The following is an 11,495-nucleotide window of genomic DNA, read 5'->3' on the forward strand; positions in this document are numbered from 1 at the left end:
GACCGTCGACATGAACACCCTGGACGCCCTGGACGCGCAGATCCTGCGCTCCGACATCCCGAACTTCCGGCCCGGGGACACGCTCAAGGTGCACGTGAAGGTCATCGAGGGCAGCCGGTCCCGGACCCAGGTCTTCCAGGGCGTGGTCATCCGGCGCCAGGGCTCCGGTGCCCGGGAGACCTTCACCGTCCGCAAGATCTCGTTCGGGGTCGGCGTCGAGCGCACCTTCCCGGTGCACACGCCGAACATCGACAAGATCGAGGTCGCCACCCGTGGCGACGTCCGCCGGGCGAAGCTGTACTACCTCCGTGAGCTGCGCGGCAAGGCCGCGAAGATCAAGGAGCGCCGGGAGACCAAGTCCGCGTCCTGACCGTCACCCCGTCGTGACGGGCCGGTGACGTAATCTCGACCCGTGGCCTTCCCCGAGCTCCCCGATGACCGCCGGGCCCGCCCCCGGCGGTATCGCGGCAGCGATGCTCCCGAGCGTCCGGGCCGGCGGCGGGCCCCCGAGGACCCGGCGCCGGCCGCCGACACGGGTGCCGACGAGCAGGACTGGCTCCTCGGTGCGGCACTGCGGCACGGGGTGCCCATCGGGGAGGAGGACCCGGAGGCCGCGGATCCCGCGACCGCAGGCGTCCGCACCCGGCGTGCGGCCGACGAGTTCGACGGGTCCGGGTACGAGCCCGGCTACGCCGGTCGCCGCGGCGCCGAGGAGCACGGCGCCTCCGGCCGGGCGAACGGCCACGGTGCCGGCCCGGTCGACGAGGGCGACTCGCTTCGCGCCCGGTACGCCGAGCGGTTGCGCGACACCTACGCCTACGACGCCGGGGGACCGGACGCCGCGCCCCGCCGGCGCCGGGCCCGCGCGGATGACGAGGGGCGCTCCTGGCCCCCGCCCGGTCGCGGTGCACGCGTCGACGACGCCCCGCCCGGGGTGACCGGCGGCCGTTCCGGCGACCCCAGCCGCAGCCCGGGCCCGCCGCCGTACGGGGCACCTCCGCCGGACGGCTCCCGCGCCGGGGCCGAGGCCACCGGGCGGCACGGCGCCCCCGAGGAACGCGGCCGGCACGGCCGCCGCGCGGCCCCGCCCCGCAACGGCGCCCCCACCGGCGATACCCGATTCGACCGTCCGCCGGAGCACGGCCCCACCTCGAACGACGCTGCTCCGAACGACGCTGCTCCGAACGGCGCTGCTCCGAACGGCGCCGGCCCGTACGGCGTCGATGCGAACGGCGCCGGCTCGTACGGCGTCGCCCCGAACGGTGCTGGCCCGAACGGTGCCGGCCCGTACGGCGACCCCGCAGCCGCCCCGCGCCGCGGGCGCTCCCGGCACAGCTCCGAGCCGGTCGCCCGGCGCGGCCCCGACGGCTACTCCGGTCCGCCCGCCGCGAGCCCGCCGCCCGGGCCCCCGCCGCGGCCCGCCGGCCCGCCCGGCCAGGCGGGCCAGCCGCGCGGTCGTCCCTCCTCGCCGGCCGGATACCCACCGGCACCCGAGGGCCCGCCGGTCCGTCCCGGCCCGACCGGTGCTCCCCGGCCCGGTCCCGCCGGCGGCCCGGACCGGCCCACCGAGGGGACCGGTGCGCACCGCGACGGGGCACCGACCCGGCGCCGTCCGGACCGTGCGCAGGCCCGCGGTCCCGGCGGCGGTCCGCCGCCGCCCGCCGCCCCCGGCGCGCCGACCGCCCCGGTCCGCCCCGACGGCGACGTCCGTGGCCGGACCGCACCGCCGCCGCCCGAGGACGCGGCCGAGGCGGCCTCGATCGAGCCCGGCGGCCCGGCCGCTCTCGACCCGACCCCCCGGCGGCGTCGGCGCCCCGCCCGGGCCGAACCGGGCGGCGCACCGGGAACCGACGACGCCCCGGCCACCGCCGAGCCGTCCGATCCGGACGGCGAGCCGGCTGCGGACACGGACGGCCCGCGCGTGGGGAAGCGCAGCGGACCGGTCGGGATCGCGGGCAAGCTCGCCGCGCTGACCGGGCGCGGCGGGTCCGGTGGGTCCGACGGCGAGAAGCGGCAGATGTCGTTCTGGAAGGAACTCCCGCTGCTGATCGGCGTCGCGCTGGTGCTGACGTTCCTGATCCAGACGTTTCTGGCGAAGGTTTACGTCATCCCGTCCGGATCGATGGAGACGACCCTGCACGGTTGCACCGGCTGCAACAACGACCGCGTGCTCGTCGACAAGGTCACCTACAACTTCTCGAGTATCGCGCCCGGCGACGTCGTGGTCTTCAAGGGCCCGGACAGCTGGACGAGCGAGGAGTACAGCGGTGAGCCCAGCGGGAACCCGCTGGTGCGCGGCCTGCAGACGGCCGGGTCGCTGATCGGGTTCGCGCCGCCGGACGAGAAGGACTTCGTCAAGCGGGTGATCGCCACCGGCGGCCAGACCGTGGCCTGCTGCGACGCGCTGAACCAGGTGATGGTGGACGGGCAGCCGCTCGAGGAGCCCTACACCTACTTCGAGCCCGAGGCCGGACCCGCCCGGCAGATCCCGTTCGGGCCGGTGAAGGTGCCCGAAGGCGAGCTGTGGCTGATGGGCGACTCGCGGAACAACTCCGCGGACTCCCGGGCCGCCGGGCACGGCCCGGTGCCCGAGGAGAACGTCATCGGCAAGGTGCGGCTGATCGCGCTGCCGTTCGACCGTTTCGGCTGGGTCAGCGCGATCGACCCGCAGACCACCGCCAGCGCCGCCGGCATCCCGGGGGCACCCGACGGGCTCCCGCTCGCGCTGGGCATGATGGGGACCCTGCCGCTCGCGGCGACCCGGCGTCTGACGTCGCGCGCCCGCGCCGAGTCCGAGCGGTTCCTGCCCGCCACGCGCCCCCACAACGGGTGGCGCCGGAGAGCCTGACCGGGAGAACGGTGCCGGTTCCCAGTTCCAGTTCCGAGGTCGCTGCCCGGCGACCCGCCGGGCGCGGTCGTCGTGCCCGCCGCCGACCGGTCCGGGTGGTGCCCGACGGCCTCCGGCCGCCGCGTGCCGTCGTCCGCGACACCGGTAGCTGGACCCTGCAGACGGTGCTGCACCGGCACGGCCTCGGCCCGGTCGCCGGCGTCGACGAGGCCGGTCGCGGTGCGTCGGCGGGCCCGCTCGTCGTCGCGGGCTGCGTGCTGCGGCCCGGCGACGGGAAGGCGCTCGACGGGCTCACCGATTCCAAGCTGCTCACCCCGGCCGCCCGCGAGTACTGGTTCGACCGGGTCACGAAGCGGGCCCTGGATCAGGCCGTGATTGTGATCCCGCCGGCCGAGATCGACCGTCGGGGCGTGCACGTCGCGAACATCGAGGGCATGCGGCGGGCGGTCGCCGCGCTGACTGCGGTACCGCCCGGCTACGTGCTGACCGACGGGTTCCCGGTCCGGGGTTTCGGCCGGCCCGCGCTCGCGGTACCCAAGGGAGACCAGGTCGCGGCGTGCGTGGCGGCGGCGTCGGTGCTGGCGAAGGTCACCCGGGACCGCCTGATGACCGAGCTGGACGGCGACCGGCCGGGCTACGGTTTCGCCGTGCACAAGGGATACAACACCCCCGGCCACGAGGCCGCGATGCGGGCACTCGGGCCGTGCCCGGAGCACCGCTACTCCTTCGCGAACGTCGCGGCGGTGGCCGGGCGTGAGGTGCCGTCCGGTCTGGTCCACAATGAGGCGGTCCCGGAGGAGGCGGACGAGGAGTCCGCCGCGGAGTGGACGGAAGTGTTGGAGATCGTCACAGGAGGAGCAGGCCGGTGAGCGCCGAGGATCTCGAGAAGTACGAGACCGAGATGGAGCTCACGCTCTACAAGGAGTACCGCGACATCGTCGCCCAGTTCTCCTACGTGGTGGAGACGGAGCGGCGGTTCTACCTGGCCAACTCCGTCGACGTGGCCCCCCGCAACGCCGACGGCGAGGTCTACTTCGAGGTCCGGATGTCCGATGCCTGGGTGTGGGACATGTACCGGCCGACACGGTTCGTGAAGAACGTCCGGGTGGTGACGTTCAAGGACGTCAACATCGAGGAGCTCGACACCCCGGACCTGCAGCTCCCGGAGAACGAAGGCTTCTCCGGCTGACGCCGGGCCCGACCCGCCAGGATCGCACGCCGCACCGACGGTCGCGGCCGCCCGCGGCCCGCCCGCGTCCGGTCCGTCCACATACCGCGGATCCGTCCCCAGCCTCGACATTCGGCCACGCACGGCCCCCGTCCGGCCCGATCGTGGACCCATGGCAGCGAAGGACGAACTCGGCCGGCGCGGTGAGGACACCGCCGCCGAGTACCTGCGGCGGGCGCACGGGATGGTCGTGCTCGACCGCAACTGGCGGTGCAAGGACGGCGAGCTCGACATCGTCGCGACCGATCCGGATCTCCGGCTGATCGTGTGCGAGGTGAAGACCCGGTCCGGGACGCGCTTCGGCGAGCCCGCCGAGGCCGTCACCGACCGCAAGATCCGCCGGATCCGCGGGCTGGCCCGGATCTGGATGGCGGCGCACCAGATCGCCTGGTGCGAGGTGCGGTTCGACGTGGTGGCGGTGCTCCTGCCACCCGGCGGCCCGGCCACCCTCACCCACTACCCGGCGGCGTTCTGATGGGCGCCCTGGCGCGGGTCTGGTCGGTCGCCCTGAACGGGGTCGACGGGATCCCGGTGGAGATCGAGGTCGCGATCGGCGGCGGCATGCCCGGCGTGCACCTGGTCGGGCTGCCGGACGCCGCCCTGCAGGAGGCGAAGGACCGGGTGCGGTCGGCGGTGGTGCACTCCGGCCGGAACTGGCCGAACGAGCGGATCGTGCTGGCGCTGTCCCCGGCGACGCTGCGCAAGACCGGCAGCCGCTTCGACCTGGCCCTGGCTTGCGGCCTCCTCGCGGCGGCCGGTGCCATCGACCGGGAGCGGCTGCGCGGGACCGCGCTGCTCGGGGAGCTGGCCCTGGACGGGCGGCTGCGCCCGGTCCGTGGCGTGCTGCCGTGCCTGCTCGCCGCGCGGGCGGCCGGGATGGCCCGGGCGGTGGTCCCGCGGGCCGTGCTGGCCGAGGCGGCGCTCGTCGACGGGCTGGAGGCGCTCGGCGCGGACACCCTCGGCGAGGTCCTGGACTGGGCGGCCGGGAACGGCTTGCTGCACGCCGCCGGCGCGGCTGCGGTCGCGGCCGGCCCGGCGGTCGCGCCGCCCGAGCTGGCCGACGTCATCGGGCAGGCCGACGCCCGGCACGCCCTGGAGATCGCCGCCGCCGGTGGGCACCACCTGCTCATGGTCGGCCCACCGGGCACCGGGAAGACCATGCTGGCGCAGCGCATCGTCGGCCTGCTGCCCGAGCTCGACCGGGGTGCGGCGCTGCAGCTGGCCGCGATCCGCTCGGTCGCCGGCCGGCTCGGGGATGGGGCGCCGCTGAGTACCCTGGCGCCGTTCGTAGCACCGCACCACTCGGCCTCGGCGGCGGCGTTGCTGGGCGGGGGCAGCGGGGTCGCCCGCCCGGGCGCGGTCTCGCTGGCGCACCGCGGCGTGCTCTTCCTCGACGAGTGCCCGCACTGGCCGGCGACCGTACTGGACGCCTTGCGCACGCCCCTGGAGGAGGGCGAGGTGCGGCTGGCCCGCGCCGACGGCACCGTCCACTACCCGGCCCGGTTCCAGCTGGTCCTCGCAGCGAACCCCTGCCCGTGCGCGCCTCCGATCGACCGGGACTGCCAGTGCCGGGCGGACGTCCGGCGCCGCTACCTGGCCCGGCTGTCCGGACCGCTGCTGGACCGGGTCGACCTGCGGGTGCCGATGTACCCGGTCACGGCCCTGTCCGTCGAGGACGTCGAGCCGGGCGCGACCACCGCGACGGTGCGGGCCCGGGTCCTGGCCGCCCGTGCCGCGGCGACCGAGCGGTGGTCGGGACACGGCTGGCGGTGCAACGCCGAGGTCCCGGGCACCGAACTGCGCGCCCGGTTCCCGCTGCCGGCCGACGTGCTGAGACCGCTGGAGAAGCGCCTGGAGGCCGGAGAGCTGAGCGCCCGCGGGGCCGACCGGGCGTTGCGCGTGGCCTGGACGCTGGCCGACCTGGCCGGCACCGGCCGTCCGGACCGGGCCGCCGTCGAGGCCGCGCTGTACTTCCGTGACCGGAGCGCGGGATGAGCGCCGCCGACCCGGCCGCCGGACGCACCGGTGTTGCCGAGGAGATCCGCCGGGCGCGAGCCTACCTGCAGCGCGCCGTCGAGCCGCCGAACCGTGACCTCGCCCAGCTGGTGGCCCGGTACGGCCCGGTCGAGACCGCCGACCGGCTGTGCCGGGGGGCGGTGCCCGACGGCCTGCTACGCGCCGCGGCCGCCCGGCGGGGCACCGACCGGACCGATGCCGACCTCGACGCCGCCGCGGCCGCGGGTGCCCGGCTGCTCGTTCCCGAGGACCCGGACTGGCCGGCCTGGGCGTTCACGGCGCTCACGACCGCGGGCAGCCGGGAACTCGCCCCACCGGTCGCCCTCTGGGCCCGCGGCCCTGGGAACGCGGCCGAGCTCGCCGACCGTTCGGTGACGATCGTCGGTTCCCGGGCGGCGACCGGCTACGGGACGCACACCGCGGCCGAGTTCGCAGGCGCGCTGGCCCGGCGCGGGGTGACCGTGTTCTCCGGCGCGGCGTTCGGCATCGACGCCGCCGCGCACCGGGGCGCGCTCGCTGTGCAGGGCGCCACCGTGGCGGTGCTGGCCTGCGGGCCGGACCGGGCCTACCCGTCCGCGCACACGTCGCTGATCGAGCGGATCGCGGCCGCCGGCGTGGTGCTCACCGAGTACCCGCCGGGGACCGTCCCGGGGCGGCTGCGGTTCCTGGTGCGCAACCGGCTGCTGGCCGCACTCGGGGCCGGCTGCCTGGTCGTGGAGTCCGGGGCGCGCAGCGGGTCCGGCCGAACCGCGTCCGACGCCCTCGCCCTGGGCCGCCCGGTGATGGCCGTGCCCGGGCCGGTGACCTCGGCGATGTCCGTCGGCTGCCACGAGCTCGTCCGCAAGGGCCGCGCCGAGCTGGTCGGCCGGCCGGAGGACGTGCTGGAGTCGGTCGGCCGGATCGGCATCGACCTCGCCCTCCCGCCGGCGGGCGAGGTGCGGCCGACCGATGCGCTCGGGCCGGCCGCGCGCGCCGTGCACGACGCCCTGCACACCCGCGCGGCCCGGTCGGCCGGCCGGATCGGGGAGGCCGCCGGACTGCCGCCGGACGCCGTCCGGGCCGCGCTCGTCGAGCTGGAGGAACACGGGCTGGCCGAGTACCACCAGGGGCTCTGGCAGCGCCCGGCGCGCCGGGACGGTCCTTGACCGCGGGGTCCGCGGGGCGCACCGTCCGGTCATGGCGCCCGCGGAGCCCCCCGACCGGACCGACCCCACGCCGGTGCTGGCGTCGGAGATCGCGGCGGCGCTGGAGGGGTTCGCCGGGCACCTGCGACACGAGCGGGGCCGTTCGGAGCACACGGTGCGCGGCTACCGGTCGGACCTCACCGACCTGCTCCGCGACCTGCCCGACCTCGGCTCGCTCGATCTGGAGCACCTGCGGCGACGACTCGCGGCCACGCACGCCGCCGGGGCCGGCCGGGCCACGGTCGCCCGGCGGACGGCGGCGGCGCGGACCTTCTGCGCCTGGGCCGTCCGGGCCGGGCGGCTCACGCACGATCCCGCCGCCCGGCTCGGTTCCCCAGGCGCCACCACCGAGCTCCCCGAGGTGCCGGCGGCCGCCGAGACCGCCGCCGTGCTCGACGCGGCGATCAGCGGGGCCACCGAGGACGAGCCGGAGGCGCTGCGGGATCTGCTGGTGCTCGAACTGCTCTACGGCACCGGGATCCGGGTGGCCGAGCTGTGCGGGCTGGATCTGGCCGGGGTCGACGAGCAGGGTCGTACGCTGCGAGTGCGCGGCAAGGGTGACCGGGAACGGACCGTGGTGTTCGGGGTCCCCGCCGCGCGGGCGTTGCGCCGCTGGATCGAGCGCGGGCGCCCCGGGCTGGCGAGCTCGTCGTCCCCCCCGGCGCTGCTGCTCGGGGTCCGGGGCGGGCGGCTCGACCCCCGGGTCGCGCGCACCGTCGTGCACCGCTCGATGCGGGCGGTGCCGGGTGCCACCGACGTCGGCCCGCACGGGCTCCGGCACGCCGCCGCCACCCATCTCCTCGAGGGAGGAGCCGACCTCCGTTACGTACAGGAGTTGCTCGGTCACGCTACGCTGTCGACGACTCAGCTCTACACACACGTGACCGTCGACCGGCTGAAGGTGGTTCATGACCAGGCCCACCCGCGGGCGTGAGGCGCCGACCGCGTCGCGGCGCCGGCCCGAACCGTTCCCGTCCGCCCTGGCCTCGGCCCTCGACCGGAACGCCCGGGGGGCGTCGGAGCTCCCGCAGCCCGGCCTGGCCGCCGTCCCGGAGCACGCACCGGGGACGGGTACCGGTCCCGTCGTCGCGGCGCCGCGGCACCGGTCCACGTCCCGGCCCGGCGGCGGGGGCTCCGGCGGCTCCGGCGGCGGCGTCGTGCGGATGGCGCTGGCCCCCGGTGCGCCCGCCGCCGCGCCGGACACGCCCGACCCGGTGCACGATCACCTGATCGAGACCGTCGAGGTCGAGTCCCGGCCGCTCTGGCGGGGGTTCCTGCAGGCGCGCGGACCCGTCCTCCGGCAGCGTCTGGTCGAGCACTACGCCGCCCTGGTCCGGGGCGTGGGCGCGAAGCTCGCGGTGCGGCTGCCGTCCTCGATCGAGCTGGCCGACCTGCTGCAGTCCGGAACGTTCGGGTTGATGGAGGCCGTCGACCGGTTCGACCCGGTGCGCGGGGTGCGGTTCGAGGCCTATGCCGCCCAGCGGATCCGGGGCGCGATGCTCGACGAGCTGCGGGCCCAGGACTGGGTGCCGCGTGCCGTGCGCGCCCGGAGCCGGGAGATCGAGCGGGCCCGCGAGACCGTGCTGACCCGGCTCGGCCGCCCCGCCACCGACCGGGAGCTCGCCGGCGAGCTCGGGATCGGGCTGCGGGAACTGCGTGCGGCGACCCGGCCGGTGCACCTGGTCAGCTCGGACGAGCTGCCCGAGCACGGCGCGATCGGGGTCATCGCGGTCGCCACCGCCGACACCGACCCGTACCAGGCGGCCGCGGGGCGGGAGACCCGCGGCGAGCTGCGCGCCGCGATCGGCGAGCTCGGTGAGCGGGACCGGCTGGTGCTCCAGCTGTACTACCTGGAGGACCACACGCTCGCCGAGATCGGTGCCCGGCTCGGCGTGACCGAGTCCCGGGTGTGCCAGCTGCACTCGCGGATGCTCACCCGGCTCCGTGGCCGGATGGAGCAGGCGCTCGCGGGCTGACCCGGACACGGGGGCCGCGTCGGGTGCTCCGGCCGTTCGGCCGCCCGACGGCCCACCGGTCAGGGCGGCGCGCCGTCCCACGGCAGCAGCCGCATCCGCGGCGGGCGCAGCAGCACCAGCGGATCGAGATGATCCAGGCGGTCCCGGCGTATGCCCCAGTGCAGGCAGGTCGCCCCCGGGCAGCCCGGGTGCCCGGCGTCGAGCCGGCCCAGCGGATCCCCGGCCGCCACCGTGGTTCCCGCCGTCACCGACGCGATGACCGGCTCGTAGGTGCTGCGCAGGCCGTCCGGATGGTTCACCGAGACCACCCCGCGGCCGGCGACCGGACCGGCGAACACGACGACGCCCTCCCGCGCGGCCAGCACGGCCTGGCCGGGCGCCCCGGCGAGGTCGGCTCCGCGATGACCGCGGCCGTAGCGGAACGTGGGCTTCCGGAAGACCTGCGCGACCGCCGGAACCGGCGCCAGCGGCCAGGCGTAGTGCGCGCCGGGAGCCCGCAGCCCCGCCCCCGGTGGCCGCTGTGGGCCCGGCGCCGGGGCGTTCTGCGGCGGCGGGGCGCCGGGAGCAGGCGGACTCCCCGGTACGGCCGGGATCGGCGGCGCCGGGTCCGCGTCGACCGGAGGCGCCGCCGGTGCGGCGACGACCGCGCGCCCCGGCGTCCCGCCGCCGGCCCGCGCCACCCACGGCGGCGCGGCGGCCAGTGCCGTGACCAGCACCGCGACGAGCACCGTCAGCGCGCGCAACCGGGCCCGTGCGGCCGGGCGCCGCGGCACGCCGGACACCGGCGGCCCCGCCCCGCGCCGGGCATCGGCTCGTACCCGTCGTGACGGGCGGGGACCGGACGGGTCGGGCAGGGCCCCGGGAACGGACGTCGGCACCCGTTCAGCCTCGGCCCGCGACCGCCCGCCGCACCGGCGAACCCGCAGCCTGTGGACGGATCGGCGGCCGGGGGACAGGTGCCCGGCCGGACCGGCTCCGCCGCGATCGGCCCCTGGGCCCCGGCGTACACTGGCCGATGCACCACGACTCGTCGTGGTGACTTCGCGCGCCTGCGTGCCCGGTGCGCCGACCCGAGAGGGTACGGCGATCCGGGAACGGAACCGGGCGGTCCCGCGAACCCGCCGTCGTCGAGCCTCCCGCCCGACGGCGCACCGGGTGACCGGGTCCGGCTCCGTGGCGGGCGCCAGGGCGGGCCGCCGACCGGTGGTCCCGCGACAACCGCACGCGCGGCACCCGCCGCGCCCGAGGAGAGAGGTGAACGTAGGCCATGGCCGTCGTCACCATGAAGCAGCTGCTCGACAGCGGCGTGCACTTCGGGCACCAGACCCGGCGCTGGAACCCGAAGATGAAGCGCTACATCCTCACCGAGCGCAACGGCATCTACATCATCGACCTGCAGCAGACGTTGTCGTACATCGACCGCGCCTACGAGTTCGTGCGCGAGACCGTCGCGCACGGCGGGACGATCATGTTCGTCGGCACCAAGAAGCAGGCCCAGGAGGCCATCGCCGACGAGGCGGGCCGGGTCAACATGCCGTACGTGAACCAGCGCTGGCTGGGCGGCATGCTCACGAACTTCCAGACCGTGCACAAGCGGCTGCAGCGCCTCAAGGAGCTCGAGGCGATGGAGCAGACCGGCGGGTTCGAGGGGCGCACCAAGCGCGAGATCCTCACGCTCACCCGGGAGAAGGACAAGCTCGAGAAGACCCTCGGCGGTATTCGCGACATGTCCAAGGTCCCGTCCGCGGTCTGGATCGTGGACACCAAGAAGGAGCACATCGCCGTCGGCGAGGCCCGGAAGCTGAACATCCCGGTCGTCTCCATCCTGGACACCAACTGCGACCCGGACGAGGTCGACTTCCCGATCCCGGGCAACGACGACGCGATCCGCTCGGCCGCACTGCTGACCAAGGTCATCGCCAAGGCCGCCGCCGACGGTCTGGTCTCCCGCGGCCAGCGTCGTGGCGAGGGTGCCGAGGCCACTCCCGAGCAGCCGCTCGCCGAGTGGGAGCAGGAGGTCCTGGCCGGTAACGAGGTCGGCACCGACGGCGCGGCCCTGCCCGCCGCCGGTGGCGACGGAGCCGCCGCCACCGAGACCGGCGCCACCGAGACCGCCGCCACCGAGATCGGCGCCACCGAGACCACCGCCGCTCCGAGCAGCACCTCGAACGGCACCCAGCAGAACTGATCGCAGCGGGGGGCCGGGGCCGGACCCCGCCGCCCCCGGTTCCCCGGGCTACCAT

Annotated in this window: 11 protein-coding genes; 10 read left to right on the plus strand and 1 reads right to left on the minus strand. The window is 76.4% G+C overall.

From position 1 onward, the window contains the following. Positions 1 to 10: 10 nt before the first annotated feature. The 9 genes from rplS to fliA all read left to right on the plus strand — a co-directional run bounded on the left by rplS (position 11) and on the right by fliA (position 9,252). Complete coding sequence (gene rplS, locus ACLFMI_RS21820; protein ID WP_410949786.1) at positions 11 to 370, plus strand: 50S ribosomal protein L19; 360 nt, start codon at positions 11 to 13, stop codon at positions 368 to 370. Positions 371 to 412: 42 nt separating this feature from the next. Continuing rightward, a complete protein-coding gene (gene lepB / locus ACLFMI_RS21825) occupies positions 413 to 2,848 on the plus strand; it encodes a signal peptidase I (protein ID WP_410949787.1) in 2,436 nt (811 codons plus the stop codon). Between the two features lie 95 nt (positions 2,849 to 2,943). Continuing rightward, positions 2,944 to 3,717, plus strand: a complete 774-nt coding sequence (locus tag ACLFMI_RS21830) for a ribonuclease HII (protein WP_410949788.1) — start codon at positions 2,944 to 2,946, stop codon at positions 3,715 to 3,717. Next, a complete protein-coding gene (locus ACLFMI_RS21835; RefSeq protein ID WP_410949789.1) occupies positions 3,714 to 4,037 on the plus strand; it encodes a DUF2469 domain-containing protein in 324 nt (107 codons plus the stop codon). Before ACLFMI_RS21830 ends, ACLFMI_RS21835 begins: the two co-directional genes overlap by 4 nt. Before the next feature lie 151 nt (positions 4,038 to 4,188). Next, positions 4,189 to 4,551: a YraN family protein gene (locus ACLFMI_RS21840; protein ID WP_410949790.1), complete on the plus strand. Its 363-nt coding sequence runs from the start codon at positions 4,189 to 4,191 to the stop codon at positions 4,549 to 4,551. After that, entirely contained in the window at positions 4,551 to 6,071 is a 1,521-nt protein-coding gene (locus ACLFMI_RS21845) for a YifB family Mg chelatase-like AAA ATPase (protein ID WP_410949791.1), read from the plus strand. Before ACLFMI_RS21840 ends, ACLFMI_RS21845 begins: the two co-directional genes overlap by 1 nt. Then, positions 6,068 to 7,237: a DNA-processing protein DprA gene (dprA, locus tag ACLFMI_RS21850; protein WP_410949792.1), complete on the plus strand. Its 1,170-nt coding sequence runs from the start codon at positions 6,068 to 6,070 to the stop codon at positions 7,235 to 7,237. The genes ACLFMI_RS21845 and dprA overlap by 4 nt, the downstream gene beginning before the upstream one ends. A 31-nt stretch (positions 7,238 to 7,268) precedes the next feature. Beyond that, on the plus strand, positions 7,269 to 8,210 hold the full coding sequence (locus ACLFMI_RS21855) for a tyrosine-type recombinase/integrase (RefSeq protein WP_410949793.1): 942 nt from the start codon (positions 7,269 to 7,271) through the stop codon (positions 8,208 to 8,210). Continuing rightward, positions 8,185 to 9,252, plus strand: a complete 1,068-nt coding sequence (gene fliA, locus ACLFMI_RS21860; RefSeq protein WP_410949794.1) for a FliA/WhiG family RNA polymerase sigma factor — start codon at positions 8,185 to 8,187, stop codon at positions 9,250 to 9,252. The genes ACLFMI_RS21855 and fliA overlap by 26 nt, the downstream gene beginning before the upstream one ends. 59 nt (positions 9,253 to 9,311) lie before the next feature. Here the strand turns inward: fliA and ACLFMI_RS21865 are convergent, their stop codons facing one another. Further along, positions 9,312 to 10,025, minus strand: coding sequence for a M23 family metallopeptidase (locus ACLFMI_RS21865; protein WP_410949795.1), 714 nt, complete (start codon positions 10,023 to 10,025; stop codon positions 9,312 to 9,314). Between the two features lie 494 nt (positions 10,026 to 10,519). Here ACLFMI_RS21865 and rpsB point away from each other — a divergent pair, with 494 nt between their 5' ends. Next, the gene (gene rpsB / locus ACLFMI_RS21870; protein ID WP_410949796.1) at positions 10,520 to 11,440 is read left to right on the plus strand and encodes a 30S ribosomal protein S2; all 921 of its coding nucleotides are present in this window, start codon (positions 10,520 to 10,522) and stop codon (positions 11,438 to 11,440) included. Positions 11,441 to 11,495: the final 55 nt, after the last annotated feature.

The organism is Pseudonocardia nantongensis (assembly GCF_046546495.1).
GTDB classification, from domain to species: Bacteria; Actinomycetota; Actinomycetes; order Mycobacteriales; family Pseudonocardiaceae; genus Pseudonocardia; species Pseudonocardia nantongensis.